Origin of the sequence: uncultured Maricaulis sp. (genome assembly GCF_947259345.1) — a bacterium.
Lineage (GTDB): Bacteria > Pseudomonadota > Alphaproteobacteria > Caulobacterales > Maricaulaceae > Maricaulis.
Genome location: NZ_CAMYLS010000009.1, coordinates 112,383 through 130,834 on the forward strand (window position 1 = coordinate 112,383; position 18,452 = coordinate 130,834).

The 18,452-nt window shown below is 60.6% G+C and carries 12 protein-coding genes; 8 read left to right on the top strand and 4 right to left on the bottom strand.

Features of this window, described 5'->3' with window-relative positions; translation table 11 throughout:
• Window positions 1-111 precede the first annotated feature (111 nt).
• The 5 genes from Q0X62_RS05645 (at window position 112) to Q0X62_RS05665 (ending at window position 10,737) form a co-directional block, all read left to right on the top strand.
• Window positions 112-1,806 carry an ATP-binding cassette domain-containing protein gene (locus Q0X62_RS05645; protein ID WP_297732596.1) on the top strand — a complete coding sequence of 565 codons (1,695 nt, stop codon included), beginning with the start codon at window positions 112-114 and terminating at the stop codon, window positions 1,804-1,806.
• Entirely contained in the window at window positions 1,806-3,116 is a 1,311-nt protein-coding gene (locus Q0X62_RS05650; protein WP_297732598.1) for an HlyD family type I secretion periplasmic adaptor subunit, read from the top strand. Before Q0X62_RS05645 ends, Q0X62_RS05650 begins: the two co-directional genes overlap by 1 nt.
• A 4-nt stretch (window positions 3,117-3,120) precedes the next feature.
• Window positions 3,121-4,458 (top strand): TolC family protein, encoded by a 1,338-nt coding sequence (locus tag Q0X62_RS05655; RefSeq protein WP_297732600.1) that lies wholly within the window; start codon window positions 3,121-3,123, stop codon window positions 4,456-4,458.
• A gap of 239 nt (window positions 4,459-4,697) precedes the next feature.
• The gene (locus tag Q0X62_RS05660; protein ID WP_297732602.1) at window positions 4,698-9,563 is read left to right on the top strand and encodes a cadherin domain-containing protein; all 4,866 of its coding nucleotides are present in this window, start codon (window positions 4,698-4,700) and stop codon (window positions 9,561-9,563) included.
• A gap of 205 nt (window positions 9,564-9,768) precedes the next feature.
• The gene (locus Q0X62_RS05665) at window positions 9,769-10,737 is read left to right on the top strand and encodes a GDP-mannose 4,6-dehydratase (protein ID WP_297732604.1); all 969 of its coding nucleotides are present in this window, start codon (window positions 9,769-9,771) and stop codon (window positions 10,735-10,737) included.
• A 41-nt stretch (window positions 10,738-10,778) separates the two neighbouring features.
• Here the strand turns inward: Q0X62_RS05665 and rfbD are convergent, their stop codons facing one another.
• The 3 genes from rfbD to rfbC are packed head-to-tail and all read right to left on the bottom strand — an operon-like array spanning window position 10,779 to window position 13,321.
• A complete protein-coding gene (rfbD, locus tag Q0X62_RS05670) occupies window positions 10,779-11,672 on the bottom strand; it encodes a dTDP-4-dehydrorhamnose reductase (RefSeq protein WP_297732606.1) in 894 nt (297 codons plus the stop codon).
• Entirely contained in the window at window positions 11,669-12,727 is a 1,059-nt protein-coding gene (rfbB, locus tag Q0X62_RS05675) for a dTDP-glucose 4,6-dehydratase (RefSeq protein ID WP_297732608.1), read from the bottom strand. The genes rfbD and rfbB overlap by 4 nt, the downstream gene beginning before the upstream one ends.
• A gap of 12 nt (window positions 12,728-12,739) precedes the next feature.
• Window positions 12,740-13,321 carry a dTDP-4-dehydrorhamnose 3,5-epimerase gene (gene rfbC / locus Q0X62_RS05680; RefSeq protein WP_297732610.1) on the bottom strand — a complete coding sequence of 194 codons (582 nt, stop codon included), beginning with the start codon at window positions 13,319-13,321 and terminating at the stop codon, window positions 12,740-12,742.
• A 374-nt stretch (window positions 13,322-13,695) separates the two neighbouring features.
• Between rfbC and rfbA the strand changes: the two genes are divergently transcribed.
• The gene (gene rfbA, locus Q0X62_RS05685; RefSeq protein WP_297732612.1) at window positions 13,696-14,568 is read left to right on the top strand and encodes a glucose-1-phosphate thymidylyltransferase RfbA; all 873 of its coding nucleotides are present in this window, start codon (window positions 13,696-13,698) and stop codon (window positions 14,566-14,568) included.
• Between the two features lie 61 nt (window positions 14,569-14,629).
• On the opposite strand, the gene galU is transcribed toward rfbA, so the two are convergent.
• On the bottom strand, window positions 14,630-15,508 hold the full coding sequence (gene galU, locus Q0X62_RS05690; RefSeq protein ID WP_297732614.1) for a UTP--glucose-1-phosphate uridylyltransferase GalU: 879 nt from the start codon (window positions 15,506-15,508) through the stop codon (window positions 14,630-14,632).
• Between the two features lie 128 nt (window positions 15,509-15,636).
• Here galU and glmM point away from each other — a divergent pair, with 128 nt between their 5' ends.
• Together glmM and Q0X62_RS05700 are read left to right on the top strand one after the other, a co-directional pair.
• Window positions 15,637-16,986, top strand: a complete 1,350-nt coding sequence (gene glmM / locus Q0X62_RS05695; RefSeq protein WP_297732616.1) for a phosphoglucosamine mutase — start codon at window positions 15,637-15,639, stop codon at window positions 16,984-16,986.
• Window positions 16,987-17,114: 128 nt separating this feature from the next.
• Window positions 17,115-18,425 carry a UDP-glucose/GDP-mannose dehydrogenase family protein gene (locus tag Q0X62_RS05700; RefSeq protein WP_297732618.1) on the top strand — a complete coding sequence of 437 codons (1,311 nt, stop codon included), beginning with the start codon at window positions 17,115-17,117 and terminating at the stop codon, window positions 18,423-18,425.
• The last annotated feature ends 27 nt before the right edge of the window (window positions 18,426-18,452 follow it).

Genomic DNA, 18,452 nt, shown 5'->3' on the forward strand with positions numbered 1-18,452 from the left:
GCACTGGCGAAATCATGGTTCGGGCGCTATCTTCCGAAGCGGAGGAGTGGTGATCCGGACTGCACCCGAAAGGTGCAGATGTGTCGGCTTGCCGCCTGAGTGGGAGTAAAGATGCAGGAACCCCTTGCCTTGCAGGTCAGGCAGCGCTTGCGCCCGTACATTACGGCGCTGGCCGGATTTTCGCTTGCCTCGAACATCCTGCTCCTGGTTTCGCCGCTCTATATGCTCCAGGTCTATGATCGCGTGCTCTCCTCGGGCTCGATCGATACATTGATCTGGCTGTCAGTGTTGGCCGTCTTTCTGCTCGGAATCTACGGCGCAGCAGAAGCCGGGCGGCGGCGCGTGAGTGCGCTTGCCGGGCAGGAGCTGGACTCCTTGCTGATTCCGCTCGCCTTCTCGCGGTTTGAGTCGGATTCGGGGCAGCCAAATCTTGCGCGAGACCTCGGGTCTGTGCAGCGCATACAGACCGCCCTTCAGTCCGGTAGTCTTATGCCGTTCGCGGATCTCCCATTCGCGCCGCTTTTCCTGGTCGTGCTCTTCTTGATCCATCCGGTTCTCGGCGCCATCGGCCTCGTCGGCGCTATCGTCGTGTTTGCCGTGGCGGTCACGGCCGAGCTCACCACGCGCCAGGCCGGGCAGTTCTCCCAGGGCGCCTTGCGAAATGCTGGCGATTTCGCCACCGGCCTTGAGCGTCAGCGCTCGGCTATGGCGGCGATGGGCCTTGTGCCGGCCGCCTATCGACGCTGGCGCGCAACCCAGGAGGCCGGTCAGGGTTTCTCGCTGGATGCCGCCAAGCAAGACGGCAAGTTTTCTGCAATCTCTCGATCAACCCGACAGGTTTTGCAGATTGGTGTTTTGGGCGGCGGGGCCGCGTTGGCCTTGAGCCAGCAAATCTCACCCGGCGCCATTGTGGCCTCCTCAATCATTCTGGCCCGGACATTGGGGCCGATCGACCAAATCGTGGGCGGCTGGCGCAACACCATTCAGACCTGGTCAGCGTGGAAAGGGCTGATGGAGCGACTGGATGGCGCTGAAGCGGAGCCACAATATACCCCGCTTCCGCGCCCGGAACCGGACCTCAAGCTGGACCGCCTTTCGGTCACAGTTCCCGGTGCCGAAGGCCCACAAATCCGGCCTTTCAGCTGGAGCGCCAGCGGCGGGCAATTGATTGCCGTGACCGGTGGGAACGGGGCGGGCAAAACGACCCTGCTTCAGACCCTGGCCGGAGCCTGGCAGCCCGGCTCTGGGACCATTAGCCTGGGCGGGCGAAATCTTCACGACTGGCCCGGCCCCGATCGCGGCCGGCATGTCGGTTATGTCCCTCAGGATGTTGAACTCCTGCCAGCGACGGTCGGTGACAATATCGCGCGCCTCGGCGAAGCGGATACCGACGCCATTATTGCCGCGGCGCGCGCTGCAGGTGCCCATGAGACAATCCTTGCCCTGCCGGAGGGCTATGACACGCGTGTCGGACCGGGCGGTACCCACTTGTCCGCCGGACAACGCCAGGTGATTGGTCTGGCGCGGGCGCTGTATGGCGATCCGGTCTTGCTCCTGCTCGATGAGCCGACGGCCAATCTTGATGCCGCAGCCGCGCCGGGCCTGATCAATGCCCTGCGTCAGACCGCCGACCGCGGTGCCATCATTCTTGCGGCGACCCACGATCGGCGCGTCATTGAACGCGCCAAAACGGTACTTCTCGTCCGTAACGGCGATGTCATGGCGGCGCCGGCGGCGCAATTCCTGAAGCTGGCAACCGGGCCCGGCGCGGGTGGGCAGGCAGCCGGTCGCGGAGGGGCCGCCTGATGGCAGACCGGAACCAAGGGGCGGGCGTGATGGGCGATCGCTTTGTGCGCCGTTCAGCGTTGGTCTGTCTTGTTGGGCTTGGCGGTTTCCTCGCCTGGGCCGGCTTCGCGCCGCTGGCCGAAGGCGTGCCGGCGGCCGGACAGATCGTGGTCGAGAATGACCGCCAGGTTGTGCAGCACCTTGAGGGCGGAATTATCCAGGAATTGCTGGTGCGTGACGGTGACAGGGTAGAAGCGGGCGAGCCCTTGCTGACCTTGCAGGAGACGGCGTCTGAGGCGGTCCGCGATGAATTGCTTCAGGAGATCGCCACCCTGACCGGCTCCCAACAGCGCCTTGCCGCATTGCGCGACGGGCGCAACGAGCCGGACTTTTCGCCCCTCGATGCGCTCGAACTGACTGCGGCTCAGCGCGAAGCGGTCGTGACGCGCCAGAGTGATCTATTCCGCCAGCAAACCCAATCCTTCCGGGCCGATCTCACAGTTCTGACCGCTCGCCGAGACGGAGCCCAAGCCTCGCGGCAGCTACACGCCCAGCAAATAAATGTCACCCGGCGCGTGCTCTCGGCTGCCGAAGATCAGCTCTCCCTGATGCGCGAGCGCTATGAGCGTCAGATGGCGCGGCTCGATGAATTGCGCGGGATGGAACGCGATGTCGCCACGCTGGAGGCGGATATCTCCCGATTGCGGACGGAAGCACAGCAGGCGGCGACACTCGAGGAGGATCTGACCGGGCAGATCGCACAGACTGAAGCGGCATTCCTGCGCCAGGTGTCCGCGGATCAGCTCGAGGTTCGCAGCCAGCTCGAGCAGGCGACCGAGCGCCTGTCCGCCGCTCAGGATGTACTCAACCGGTCTGTCGTTCTGGCGCCGCAGGGCGGCGAAGTCCTCAATCTGCGCTTTGCGACGCGTGGGGGCGTTGTTCGCCCGGGCGAAGCCATTCTCGAGATCGTGCCTGCATCCGGCGAAATGACGGCTTCGGTGCGTATTCAGCCAGCGGATCGCGCTGCCGTCTATGAAGGCCAGGCCGTCCGTACACGCGTCACGGCTTACAAGAGCTGGATGACGCCGCGCCTTGACGGCGAGGTGATCAGCGTGAGCGCGGACCTGAAGACAGATCAGAATACTGGCGCTTCCTATTACGAGGTCCGAATCCGCATTCCGGCCGATCAGGCGGCACGGCTCGGTGAGCTGGACGTGATCCCCGGCATGCCGGTTGAAGTCTTTATCTTCTCTGGTTCGAGCCGGACCACGCTGGACTATCTCCTCGAACCGATCAGCGAGTCGCTCTTCCGCGGCGCGCGGACCGGGTGACTCCATGACGATGAGCCGCGTCTTCCCCACTCTGCATAATGCAGCCCTTTCGGCCGGGGTCGGGCTGGCAATCATGTCATCGCCGCTACAGGCGCAGTCTCCGTCAGCCGAATGTCTTTCCTTTGTTCACGCCCTGCAAATTGCCGCCGAGCGCGCACCGGAAATCGACGGTGCCCTGGCCCGCCAGGATGAAGCTGCCGCGGATTACCGCGAAGCCGAATCCTTGCGTTTGCCTCAGGTTTCTACCTTTGGCCGTAGTGCGTCCGGGGATAGCGGGCTGACCGGTAGCCAGATCGAGAACCAGGTCGGCTTGCGCATATCCCAGCGTTTATGGGATTTCGGCGATTCCCGCTACGCGATGGAGGCGGCGAACAGCACGATCGAGCAGCGGACGTTTGAGCTGCGGGCCCAGGAGAGTGCTGCATCTGGACGGTTGGCAGACGCGTATCTTACGCATCTGGAAGCCGAGGCCATGATGGATGTGATCGTCGATCGACGGGCGTATTTTGAACGCCAGCGCGCGTCAGTCGAAGCCCTGTTGTCGACCGGCGGTGCCACGCGAGCGGACAATGCCCAGATTGCCGCCCAGGTGGCGCAGGCCGAGGCCGATGTGCTGGAGCTTCGTTTCATGCGCGATCGCGCTGCGACGCGAATTCGCGAGTATACCGGCTATGCCCCGGACGCGTTTTGTGATGCCGAGGCCGCCGGCGAAGACCTTGAGCGGGCGCTTCGGGGCATTGCGAGCATCAATGATGCCGTGGATATGACCTTGTCCCAAAATCCCGGACTCGCGGCTCAAGCGGAAGCCGTGCGTGTTCTGGATGCCCAGCGTGAGAGAGCCCGCCGCGGCCGCCTTCCGGTCGTCGAGGCGGTCGGTATTGCCTCCTATGTCTATGACGACTTTAGCGAAACATGGGATGCACGGGACCGGATCGGCGTGGACCTCTCGATGCCGCTCTATACCGGTGAGGCGCTGCAAGCGCGGAACGAGCGCGCGATAGCGCGGATGGAGCAGGAAGAAAGCGGCCTTCGCAGCCTGCAGCGCGAACTGCGCGAGCAGGCAGAGATCGCGTTTCGTCGGACGATATCGTTGCAAGCCCAGCTCATTCGCCGAGAAGCCGTTGCGCGGTCACAGTTTGAGTATTTTGACGCCATTTCGGGCGAATTCGAGTTCGGCCTCGGGACGTTACCCGACCTGATTGATGCGCGCCTGGGATATGAGCGCGCGGAACTGGATGTGATCAGTGCCCGCTTTTCGCTGCTGCGCCAGCGTCTGGAGCTGATGAGTCTAACCGATCGGATGCCGCGACCGCGTGATCGTGGCGTCCGCGAGACGCCTTGACCGCATCCGGGCGGCGGTCAACTTTAGTGTATCGCCACTCTGTGGTGATCGGGAAATTCTGTGATGCTTCGCCGGTACGCCGGGCACAATCCGACACTGTCGGGACGGAAGCTGGGGTGCCGGGCCGTAATTGGTCTTGGTGAATGACCATTGTGGACGAACCAGGCGCAGCACCGTTGCTGTCTCGCGGGTTCGAGCTGCGAAACACTAGATCGTCGGGAGAGATCACTATGCCTGCCATGAAAAAGACAAGCCGGGGCAATCTTGCCCGAAATGCATTGCTGACGACGGCGATGGCCACCAGCGGAGCGGTACTCTTGGCGGGTGGGGCTCAGGCGCAGGACAATGCGACAGGAGCCCCGGACGGATATTCGCCGATTTCTGAGGTTGATGGTGTTTCGCGTGTTGCGATGGGGGCTGACGGTTCCGTCGAGCTCGTGATGACCGATGGCCGAACCGTCCTGATCGCGGCGGAAAATGTCAGTGTCGTGGATGGTGTGGTTTACCTCGCCGACGCTGCGCTTGAGGCCAATGCGCTGATGGGCGCCAGCGCTACAGCGGCAGCGGGCGGTGGCGGCGGTGCCATCCTGGGCGTCCTTGGCGGTGCCGGGTTGCTGGGAGCTGCGGCGGGCGGCGGCGGTGGCGGCGGTGGTGGCACAACGACGCCTCCACCTCCGACGAACACTAACCCGCCTGTTTTCAGCTCCGCGACGACCGCGGATGTCGATGAAAACACAACGGGCACTGTCTATACGGCAACCGCGACAGACGCGGATGGCAATACGGTCACCTTCTCGATTGCGGGCGGTGCCGATGCGGGCCTGTTCTCCATCAATGGCACGACCGGTGCCGTCACCTTCAATGCGCCACCGGATTTCGAGAATCCGGGCGATTCCGGTTCCGACAATGATTATGAAATCACGATCCGTGCCTCGGATGGGGTCAATACAACCGATCAAACCGTGACCATCAGCGTCGGGGATGTGGACGAGAGCCCGACGATCACCTCGTCGGCGAGTGCGGCAGTTGATGAAAACAGCTCCGGCACAGTTTACACAGCAACGGCGACGGATCCCGAGGGCGCGTCCCTCACCTACAGCCTGAGTGGCACCGATGCGGCCCTGTTCGCGATTGATGCCAGCACCGGTGCCGTCACCTTCCTTGCCGCGCCCGACCATGAAAACCCGGCGGATGCCGATGGCGACAATGTCTATGACATCACCATCACCGCTTCGGATGGCACCAATGACGTCACGCAGGATGTCGCGATTACGGTCAATCCGGTTGAAGAGGGGCCGGCGTCCTTCACTTCCGCTACCACCGCGAGTTACGACGAAAATGGCACTGACGTGGTCTATACGGCGACGGCAACAGATCCGGACAATGATACGATTACCTATTCGCTCGGTACGGGGGGCGATAGCGCATTGTTCTCGATCGATTCCGGTACGGGCGAGCTGAGCTTCATCGCCGCGCCGGATTTCGAGGCACCGGCAGATGGCAATGGCGATAACGTCTACGAAGTTGATATCCGGGCCAATGATGGCACGGCATCCACAACGCAGACGGTCTCGGTAACCGTCAATGATGTCAATGAAGCACCTTCGATTTCGTCTGGCGCCTCCGCTTCGGTCGCCGAGAACTCTTCCGGAACAGTGTACACGGCGACAGCGTCCGACCCGGAGGGCGCGGCCCTTTCCTATTCTTTGACAGGAGCCGATGCGGCCCTGTTCACGATTGATGCCGGTACGGGCGCGGTGAGTTTCATCGCCCCGCCTGACTATGAGGCGCCTCTCGATAGCGATGGCGACAATGTATACGAGATCACGGTGCGAGCCTCGGACGGAACGAACACAGCGACCCAGGGCGTCTCCGTTACAGTGACCAATCTCAATGAATTCGCTCCGGTTTTCACGTCAGCCGCGACCGATTCTGTGGCGGAGGATACAGCGGGCAGTTTTTACACGGCGGCCGCCACAGATGGGGATGGCGACACCCTGACCTATTCCATTGCCAGTGGCGGTGACGGGGCCTTGTTCCAGATTGATGCCGCAACTGGCGAGCTTCGCTTTGTTGCAGCGCCCGATTTCGAAAATCCCGGCGATGGCAATGGCGATAATGTGTACGAGCTGACGATCCAGGCATCGGATGGATCGAGCACGACGAGTCAGAGCTTGACCGTGAGCGTCACCAATGTGAACGCGGCACCGGTGATCACCTCTGCCTCGGCAACCAATTTTGCGGAAAATGGCGCGGGTGTTGCCTATACAATTATCGCGACGGACGGTGATGGCGACGGCATCACCTATTCGATCGGTGGCGCTGATGCGGCGCTGTTCACGGTCGACGCCGGCACCGGCGCTGTCAGTTTCGTCGCACCGCCCGATTATGAAGCGCCGACCGACAATGGTGGCGACAATATCTATGACATTACCGTAACCGCATCTGACGGCGTCCTGTCCGATACGGAAAGCGTCGCCATAACCGTGACCAATGTGAACGATGTCGCGCCTGTGATTACATCGGCGGCGAGCGCCTCCACCGCGGAAAATAACGCCGGCACAGTATACACGGCAGCTGCAACCGACGCGGAAGGTGACGCCATCACCTACACGATCACCGGGACTGATGCCGCCCTGTTCCAGATCAATGCGACGACAGGTGCTGTCAGGTTCCTCTCGCCGCCGGACTTCGAGAGCCCGGCGGACAATGGCGCAGACAATGTCTATGATTTCACGGTCATCGCGTCTGATGGCTCACTCACCGACACGCAGGCGGTTGCTATCACCGTCACCAATGTCGACGAGTCAAACGCACCGGTCTTCTCGTCCGCCGCAAGTCAGTCAGTGTCTGAAAACCAGACCTCTGCCTATGTTGCGGTGGCGTCCGATCCGCAAGGCGACAGTGTTTCCTACTCGATCTCCGGAACCGATGCGGGCCTGTTCTCGATTGACACCTCCACCGGTGAAGTGACGTTCAATACGGCCCCGGACGCGGAAGCGCCAGGCGATAGCAATGGTGACGGAAACTACGAGTTCGTCGTCACCGCCAGCGACGGCTCGGCGACCAATGATCTGTCGGTCACGGTCAGTGTCGATGACATTACGGATGCGGCCGAGGTCCCGGACAACGACACGACTGAAATCAGCATGGTTTCGGGTGGCTCCTATGTCGGCAATCTGGAGACCGCCGGCGATGAAGACTGGATCCGGGTCGAACTGGTGGCCGGTCAACGCTATGAGTTCAACCTGACAGGCACCGGCGCCGAGGAAGTCGAGGATCCCTATATCCGCCTCTTCGACGCGTCCGGGAACTTGATCGCCGAGAATGATGACATCTCGCTCGGTTCGATCCGCGACAGCCGTTTGGCCTTCACCGCGGAAACCTCGGGAACCTATTATATCGAGGTCGATTCCTGGGATGGCGGGTCCGACGATGAGCGAACCGGGGAATACACGTTTGAATTCCACCATGTGGACCCGCTGAGCGCGTGGAACTACCAGGAAATTGGTGACTATCTGAATGCCAATGGCTTCGGGGGGCTTCAATGGGACCGGTCGACCGGAGATTCGATCTCGGTCAACATCACCGGGCTCACCTTGGCAGGCCAAACCCTCGCGCGGGCAGCGCTGCAGTTATGGACCGATGTGACCGGCATCACCTTCAATGAAGTTTCGGTCGGTGGCGAAATCACTTTTGATGATGAGGAGGAGGGTGCTTTTGCGGGGCCGGATTCGACCTCAGGCGGCTTTATCACTGCGGCAAGCGTCAATGTCGGGACGGATTGGCTTGATACTTACGGCAGTAACCTCGATGGCTACTCCTTCCAGACCTACATCCACGAAATTGGCCACGCACTCGGTCTGGGCCATGGCGGGCCGTATGATGGCTCCGCCGATTATGCGGTAGACGCGATCTATCTCAATGACTCCTGGCAAGGCTCGGTGATGTCGTATTTCTCACAGAATGAGAATACCTATGTGAATGCGTCATTCGGCTATGTGATCGGGCCGCAAGTCGCTGACATCATTGCTGTTCACGATATGTATGGAGCCTCTACCACAACGCGGACGGGCGATACGGTCTATGGCTATAACTCAACGGCCGGGAACACGATTTTCGACGCGACTGCGTTCTCCAACCCAGTCAGCTTCACCATTTTCGATTCCGGGGGTGAAGACACGATGGACTATTCCGGGTCAGGCGCAGACCAGATCCTTGATCTCCGCGAGCAGGCCTATTCCAGCGTTCAGGGCCGGACCGGCAATGTGGGCATCGCCAAGGGCACGGTGATCGAGAATGCGATCGGCGGCGGCGGTGATGACGTGTTCATCGGCAATGATGCCGACAACACGCTGACCGGCAATGGCGGATCCGATACGTTCTACGCCTCCGGTGGAACCGATGTTTTCGATGGCGGCAGCGGTAATGATACCGCGGTCTTCTCGGGTGCGGCGGGCGATTACTCGGTCACGACCAACGGTTCCGGCAATACGGTTGTGACCGACAATCGTGCGGGCTCGCCGGACGGTGTGGTCGAGCTGATCAGTGTCGAGACAATCACCTATGATGGCTCGTCCAGTCATCCGGAGTATTTCGGTGATCCGGACAATGCGGGACAGGAAGGTCTCGATACGGACAAGATGCCGGAACTGGCGCCGATCGATCCGCGCTTCGTCTGGAGCGAGGAGGGAGGACGCCCGGAGATGGTCTCGCTCAGCGACGTGAAGGAGGGCGATCATGGCCCTCATATCTACCCGCATCTGAGTGATGGCGACCTCGCATATCTGGAGTCACTGAGCGGAGATGAGGCCAATACCCGGCTTGCCTTTGACAAGAATGCCGAGACTGTCCAGGTCATGCGGGAGCTGGTCTTCGACAAGGCCAATGATGTCGACATCACGGAGTCTTGGGAAAAGTCGGGCCCGGTCATGGAGCCTCTGACTCTGCCGGAAGCAGCTGACTTGGCACTGGCCGCGAGCCTCAACGCGCACGTAGCCGGTTTCGAGTCAGACGGGCCAAGCGACGACTTCCTGGATGTGTTCGACGCCCGCGATGCTCAAATGCTGGTTCTGTCCGACGAGGCCGCGGACGGCTGGGCTTAGGTTGAAGGCGGGGAGGCGCACTGGGTCTCCCCGCTCGCCTGTCCTGCCAAGTTGTGGAGTTTTCAATGCTTATGGGGGCTGTTGCGCAGCCCCCCATTGGGGCAAAACACCTTCGTTCAAGAGCATGCTTGACTTGGCGTATCGGCAGGGTGCGGCCAGAATGAAATGAGCGGCGCTTTACGCGTCGACTTGGGGAGACTGGCGTTTGACGAGTCTGGTGACAGGAGTGGCGGGCTTTATCGGGTTTCACGCCGCCCGGGCACGGCTGGAGGAGGGCGAGGATATTGTCGGTCTCGACAATATGAACGCCTATTATGACCCGGCGCTCAAACAGGCCCGACTTGACCAACTCGCTCGTTATCCCGGCTTTCGTTTCAAGAAGTTGGATCTGGCTGATGATGCCGCGATCACGCGGCTGGTATCGGATGTTCGCCCTGAGCGCATTCTTCACCTCGGCGCGCAAGCTGGTGTGCGCTATTCGCTGGACGCGCCTTTTGCCTATGCGCGCTCAAACCTGCTCGGGCATTTATCGATTCTGGAGGCTGCGCGTGGCCTCGGCGATCGGCTTGAACACCTCGTTTACGCGTCTTCAAGCTCGGTCTATGGCGAACGATCCTCCGTCCCGTTTCGTGAGACCGATGCCACTGAGACTCCGGCTTCGCTCTATGCCGCGACCAAACGGTCTGACGAGCTCATGAGTGCGGCCTATTGTGGTCTTTTTGATATTCCGGCCACCGGATTGCGCTTCTTCACCGTGTACGGGCCGTGGGGGCGCCCGGACATGGCGTACTGGCTTTTTGCCGACGCCATGCTGGCGGGGCGCCCGATCCAGGTCTTCAACAATGGCGATATGGCGCGTGACTTTACCTATATCGACGACATCATCGAGGCCTTGTCCCGTGTGCTTGCCGATTCTCCGGCTCGTGGACGTCATGCTGTCTACAATATCGGAGGGTCGTCGCCTGTGCAGTTGATGGACATGATTCAATCGCTCGAGCGCCATCTCGGGGTTGAGGCCGAAAAGGTGATGTGTCCGATGCAGCCGGGTGATGTGACGCGGACCTACGCGGATACCAGCAAGCTTGAATCAGACTATGGGTATACGCCGTCCATCGGTCTGGATCAGGGTCTTAAGAAATTTGTGGACTGGTTCCGGGGCTGGCGCCGACCCTGACCTGTGGTCCTGGTTGGATCGCGATGATCGGGTTTTCTTGGTCAGTGCGCATCCAGATGTTCGCGCACCGCGTCCGCCAGCCCGACATTGAAATCTGCAGGCGGGCAGCCGAAGGCGGCAGCAAGGCGACTCGAGTTGAGGGCAGACCAGGCGGGGCGCTCCGCGTCAGTCGGGTATTTCGAACCGGGGATGGGGCGAATGGCGCATCCGGTCAGGCCGGCGGTGGCGAGGATACGCTCGGCGAACCCGGCCCAGCTCATCACCGTGTCGCCTCCGAAATGGTAGAGCCCCCAGGGCGCCGAATCGTCCTGCGCGCGGCCCGACATCGTGAGCAGTGCTGATGCCAGCGCCGCCGCGGGCGTTGGCGTTCCGATCTGATCTTCGACGACTGAAATCTCCCGGCGCTCGCGCGCGAGCCGGATCATGGTTGTCATGAAATTCGGGGGCGTTGCGGAGAAGAGCCAGGATGTCCGCACGATCAGGTGTTTCTCGCAGCTATTTGCGACAGCGGCCTCGCCGGCCAATTTGGTGCGCCCGTAGACGGAGCGCGGCTGGGTGGGGTCATCCTCAACCCAGGCGCCGCGCTTGGCGCCGGAGAAAACGTAGTCGGTGGACACATGGATCAGCGGCAGATCGGCCTTCGCGCAAGCTGCGGCGATCATGGCTGGCGCTTCGGCATTGATCCGGTGCGCCTGTTCGGCTTGGCTTTCCGCCGCGTCCACCGCGGTGAAGGCAGCCGCATTGATGATAATGTCGGGACGATCAGGGGCCTGAAGCCGACCGCGAAGCCATGACCGGGTTCCGGCGATATCGCCCAGATCAAGCATCGGGCGTCCGACAGGCTCGATCTCGACATTGCGGGTTTCTGCCGCCCGGACCAGCGCGCGGGCGAGCTGGCCCGACCGCCCGATTATCAGGACCCGGCAAGCGGTCATGTTCCCGAAAGCCCCAATCGCGGCGTGTGTGCGCCACCGAAAGCCTGCTGCAGGGCATGCTCACACCATTCATGGTGGTCGACATACCAGCGGACAGTGTCACGGATTCCGTCCTCCAGGCGAACCGAGGGGCGCCAGCCTAGTTCCGACTCGATCTTGCCGGCATCAATGGCATAGCGTGCATCATGCCCGGGTCGGTCCTGGACGAAACTGATCAGGCGGCTGTGCGGCGCCTGGTCCGGTCGCAATTGATCAAGCTCGGCACAAATCCGGGTCACCAGGTCGATATTCCGCAATTCCGCATTGCCACCGATATTGTAGGTTTCTCCCAGTCGACCCTGCTCAAGGAGCGTCAGGAGCGCGTCGGCATGGTCGGTGACATGCAACCAGTCACGGACATTCTCGCCCCGGCCGTAAATCGGAATCGGTTTGCCGGCGAGGGCATTCAGAATGGCAACGGGGATCAGTTTTTCGGGGAATTGATACGGACCGTAATTGTTTGAACAGTTCGAAATCAGAGCCGGGAAACCATAAGTACGACTCCAGGCACGCACCATCATGTCAGACGCGGCCTTGCTGGCCGCATACGGGGAATTGGGCTGGTAGGGGCTGGTTTCAGTAAATGCACCGGTCGGCCCCAATGAGCCATAAACCTCATCGGTCGAGATATGGAGGAAGCGGAAATTCGTCCGGCGGGATTGCGACGCCTGTGACAGATAGGACCGACAGGCCTGCATCAGCTTCACGGTGCCGGTGACATTGGTTTCGACAAAGGCCATCGGACCGTCGATGGAGCGATCGACATGGGATTCAGCTGCGAGATGCAGGACGGCATCGGGCTCGTGGGTAGCGAAAATCCGGTCCAGGACCCGATCATCGCGAATATCGGCTTTCTCAAAGGCGTAGAGCCGATTGTCGGCCATGTCTGCCAGATTGTCCGGATTGGCGGCATAGGTCATGGCATCGAGATTGACGACCGAATGCCCGCGTCCGATGGCCTCGCGGACGACCGTGGATCCGATAAAGCCGTATCCACCCGTGATCAGTAGCTTCATCGCTTTGTCCACCTAGCCTGCATCATATCTGAAGGGCGTATCGAACTCGGTCCAGCTGACCGCTTCCCTGTCCTTGCGCGACAGGACGGGTTCGGTCGTTCCCAGCCCCCAGTCAATGCCCAGCGCCGGATCATTCCAAGAGACTGAACGGTCCGATCCCGGTGCATAGGCGTTGTCGACTTTGTACAGCACGACCGTATCCGGTTCACGCGTGATGAAACCATGCAGGAAGCCGCGAGGCACGAAAACCTGCAATCCGGTCTCGGCATCCAGATCGCGGGCGAGGTGCTGCCCGAATGTCGGCGATCCTCGGCGTGCATCGACCAGCACGTCCGTGATGCGACCGTTCAGGACGCGGACGAGCTTGGCCTGATCGTATGGCGGCATCTGGCAGTGCAGGCCGCGCAGCGTATTGACCTCGCGCGAAAGGGACTGGTTGTCCTGACAGAAATCCGCCTCGATACCACCCGCCTTGAGTTGATCACGGTTGAACGGAACAGCGAAATATCCGCGATGATCACCGAAGCGTGGGGGTTTGATGAGGCGGGCGTCTGTCAGCGACAGCGGCGATATCTCAAAATCCGTTTCGGCCATCCCTGTCCCTCACTGTATCCCGGAGGGCGCGTCTACCTGCCTTGCGACCGATCCGGTTGACGGGCTTCCGCCTTTGTGGAGCTTCTACCGTGATGCTCAAGAGAGACACAAGCGCGAAACCCGCTGCCAGGTGAGAGCGCGGATGGATGGCTACGATCCCGGAATGGCTTCGGTAGCAGTGTAATTGAGCGAGCTCCGACCATTGATACGGCCGTTGCGATCCATCAGGTTGTCTCGGCCGGCTGGCGGGCGGCCTGTCAGCGCGGCGGGCGGGCCGGAGCTTCAAGCAGTTCAGGTGAATTGTTACGGGTGCACGGATGTTGCATAGGAGCTAGAGTTTTGGCGCAGAAAAAATCGCAAGTGGAGTCGGGATCTTGAAGGGCATTATTCTCGCTGGTGGCAGCGGATCACGGCTTGCACCCCTGACGAACTGCACGTCGAAACAGCTCCTGCCTGTCTATGACAAGCCGATGATCTTCTATCCGCTTTCGAGCCTCATGCTGGCCGGGATTCAGGATGTTCTGATCATCACCACTCCTCATGATCAGGATCGGTTCCAGCATTTGCTGGGCGATGGCTCACAGATCGGCATGCGCTTGTCTTATATGATCCAGCCAGAGCCGAAAGGGATCGCACAGGCCCTCATTCTGGGTGCCGAATTCATCGGCGATGACAGTGTGGCGCTGATCCTTGGCGACAATCTGTTTTACGGCAATGGCCTGTCTGAAATCCTGATGAACGCGGTCAGCCATGCCAGTAATGGTGCGACCATTTTCAGCTATCACGTCACGAATGCAAAGCGTTATGGCGTTGTGACGGTGGATGACGAAGGTCGCGCGACCAGCATCGAGGAAAAGCCGGCTGCGCCGAAATCAAATCTCGCCGTCACCGGGCTCTATATCTACGACAATGATGTGATCGAGATTGCCTCCCGCATCACGCCGTCGGCACGCGGTGAATTGGAGATTACCGACGTCAATCGCGCCTATCTCGACAAGGGTCTCCTGCGCGTGGAGACCCTGGGGCGTGGCATTGCCTGGCTCGATACGGGTACGCCGCAGGCCTTGCTTGAGGCGTCGGAATTCGTGCGCTCCCTGGAGCGCCGCCTAGGCTTGCAAATCGCCTGCCTGGAAGAGATTGCCTATCGCAAAGGGTGGATCGACCAAGCGTGTCTGATGCGCGCATCAACGCGATATGCCAATTCCGACTATGGCAAGTATCTGGGCAACCTGGCGCGGGCGAACTAGCGAACGCAGCAAATCAGAGCGCCCGCGTTCAGCGCCGCGTGGAACATGCCCTGGATTGGTCTCAACCGGCCGCGTCGAGGACGGCCTGCGCTACGGCACGCGCCTCATCGCCCAGCGCACCATCCTTCAGCGCATAGGCGAGGCTGGCCCGCAGATACCCCAGCTTGCTTCCGCAATCATACGACACGCCGTCATATTCAACGGCGTGAAAGTCCTGGGTTTGCATCAGTCGAGCCATGGCATCGGTGAGCTGGATTTCGCCTCCGGCACCGGCCGCCTGATCCGCAAGATACTCGAATATCTTGCCTTGGAGGATGTAGCGTCCAGTGATGGCGAGATTGGACGGCGCCTTGCCGACCGGTGGTTTTTCGACCATGCCATTCATGCGCAGGCGATTGCCGTCCCGCGAGGCGGGGTCGATCACGCCATACTTGTCGACCTCGCTTTCCGGTACCGCCTCCACGGCAATGATATTGCCGCCGGTTTCCATATAGGTTTCGACCATTTGGGCGAGGCAGCTTGGACGGGCCTGCACCAGCACATCGGGCAAGAGGATTGCGAAGGGCTCGTCGCCGATGATCTCGCGTGCGCACCAGATCGCATGCCCCAGCCCCAGCGGCGCCTGCTGGCGCACGAAGCTCATGGAACCGGGAACTGGCTTGGTGCAGGCGACTTCCTCCAGGATAGCCGTCTTCTTCTTGGCTTCGAGTGTCGCTTCGAGTTCGAAGGCAGTGTCGAAATAGTCTTCGATGGCACCTTTGTTCCGGCCCGTAACGAAAACAAAATGCTCGATGCCGGCAGCCCGCGCCTCATCGACGACATACTGGATGGCCGGCCGGTCGAAGACTGGCAGCATTTCTTTCGGAATCACCTTGGTAGCTGGCAACACACGTGTCCCCAACCCCGCCACCGGCAGCACGGCTTTCCGAATTGCCTTCATCTCTTATCCCCTTGATGAATCAGCTCATCGGGTAGCGTATTGGGATTGCAGCGTCCAGTACAACGATTCACTTCGCGTAAGGCAGCATCTCTTATATAGGACGAAGCAAGACCGACGGGGATGAGGCCATGGGAAAGAAGTATTTCGGCACGGATGGCGTGCGCGGGCAGACCAATGCATTTCCAATGACCGCCGAGACCGCGCTGCGTCTCGGCATGGCAGCCGGACGCCATTTTGTACGCCATTCCGGTCGTCATTCGGTTGTCATCGGCAAGGACACGCGCCTCTCCGGCTATATGATCGAGTCGGCGCTTGTGGCTGGCTTTACCTCGGTTGGCATGGATGTGTTCCAGTTCGGTCCCTTGCCCACGCCAGCGGTCGCGCTGATGACACGGTCTTTGCGAGCGGACCTCGGTGTGATGATCACGGCCTCGCACAATCCCTATCATGATAACGGGATCAAGCTCTTCGGTCCCGATGGGAGAAAATTGGATGACCGCACCGAGCTGCGGATCGAGGATCTGATGGATGGGTCCCTGTCCGAAGAGCTGGCTTCCCCGTCGGACCTCGGCCGGGCCAAACGTGTGGATGACGCCCAGGCTCGCTATGTCGAGATCGTCAAGTCTTCCTTCCCTCGAACACAGAGCCTGTCCAATCTTCGCCTGGTGGTCGATTGCGCCAACGGGGCAGGTTACAAGGTCGCTCCGACCGCATTGTGGGAATTGGGCGCTGACGTCATCCCGATCGGGGTCGAGCCCAACGGATTCAATGTCAACGAGGAGTGCGGCTCCACATCGCCTGCGCGCCTGTCAAAAGAGGTCGTCAAATTCCGTGCCGATCTTGGCATTGCACTGGATGGTGACGGCGATCGTGTCCTTCTGTGTGACGAAAAAGGGCGGGTCATTGACGGCGATCAGATCCTCGCACTATTGGCCGGGCACTGGCAGGATGTGGGTGAATTGCGCCATCCGGCCATCGTCGCGACTGTGATGTCCAATCTGGGGCTGGAACAATATCTCTCCCAGCGCGGTATCCGCCTCGAGCGAACTCAGGTCGGCGATCGCTATGTTTCTGAACGCATGCGGGAAACCGGCATCAATCTGGGAGGCGAAGCCTCCGGTCACATCGTGATGCCGGACTACTCACCCACAGGCGATGGTTTGATCGCGGCCCTCCAGGTTTTGCGGGTCCTCGGCGAAAGCGGAAAGCGCGCGAGTGAATTGTTGAACGTGTTCAAGCCCGCCCCGCAATTATTGCAGAATGTCCGGGTTGAAAAAGGCAAGGCGCCGCTCGAGACAGAGAGTGTCAAGGCTGCGATTGCGGCAGCGGAAGAGAAAATGGGCGACGCCGGGCGTCTGCTCGTCAGGGCCTCAGGCACGGAACCGGTTGTCCGCGTCATGGCGGAAGGCGATCCCAAGCTCATCCGGGTTGTCGTGGAGCAAGTCTGTGCGGCAATCGAAACTGCTGCCCGCAGCTGATCCGTCATTCGCCGACTTGAGGCCTCCCGTGCGTGCCCGAACAGTGAAGTGTGGTCGCGGCAATCTCTCCTTGCGCCATGAGGCCCTGTCAGCGATACCGTCCCGGACCAGAACGGGAGTGAAAAGTCATGCGCGTCGCAATGATCGGAACCGGTTATGTTGGGCTGGTGTCGGGGGCCTGTTTCGCCGACTTCGGGCATGAGGTCGTCTGTGTCGACAAGGATGCCAGCAAGGTTGAAACGCTCAATGCCGGCGGCATCCCGATCTATGAGCCGGGTCTTGACCTGCTTGTTCAGCGCAATGTGCGCGAAGACCGACTTTCCTTCACCCAAAACCTGGAGGAGGCGGTCAGGGCCGCCGATGCAGTCTTTATCGCGGTCGGGACGCCCTCTCGCCGCGGGGATGGCTTCGCCGATTTGAGTTATGTCTACGCCGCCGCAAAGGAAATCGCGGAGGTCATGGATGGATACACGGTGGTTGTCACCAAATCGACTGTGCCGGTTGGCACCGGTGATGAAGTCGAGCGCATTATTCGCGAAACGCGCCCGGACGCAGATTTTTCGGTCGTGTCCAATCCGGAGTTTCTCCGCGAAGGCGCAGCGATCGATGATTTCAAGCATCCGGACCGTGTCGTCGTCGGTACGGATGACGATCGAGCACGGGCCGCGATGAACGAGCTCTATCGTCCGCTCTTCCTCAACGAGACGCCGATCATTTTTACTTCTCGCCGGACTTCCGAGTTGATCAAATACGCCGCGAACGCCTTCCTCGCGATGAAGATCACTTTCATCAATGAGATCGCGGATCTTTGCGAGAAAGTTGGTGCCAATGTGCAGGAGGTGGCCAAGGGTGTTGGTCTTGATAACCGGATTGGCGGCAAATTCCTTCATGCCGGTCCCGGCTATGGCGGCTCCTGTTTCCCGAAAGATACCCTGGCCCTGACCAGGACGGCGCAAGAGAATGATGCGCCGTTGCGTCTGATCGAGACCGTCGTCGAGGTCAATGATGCCCGCAAACGCGCCATGGCGGACAAGGTCATCGACGCGTGCGGCGGGGATGTCGATGGCAAGACCGTTGCGGTGCTTGGCGTGACATTCAAACCGAACACTGACGACATGCGGGACGCGCCCAGCCTGGAGATTATTCCGGCTTTGCAGAAGGCCGGCGCGCGGATCCGCGCCTTTGATCCGGCTGGTACGGTAGAGGCGGAGAAATTGTTCGCGAATGTCGAATTCGTGTCCGGCCCATATTTCTGTGCCGAAGGTGCTGATGTGCTGGTGATCATCACCGAATGGAACGAGTTCCGGGCGCTTGATCTGAAGCGTCTGAAATCGACCATGAAAGCACCTGTCCTGGTTGACCTTCGCAATATCTATACGTTGGAAGAAGCCATCAATGCGGGCTTTGCCTATACCAGTGTCGGCCGTCCCAACGGCTAGGATTGCAACGCGCCGGTGCAGCCAGTC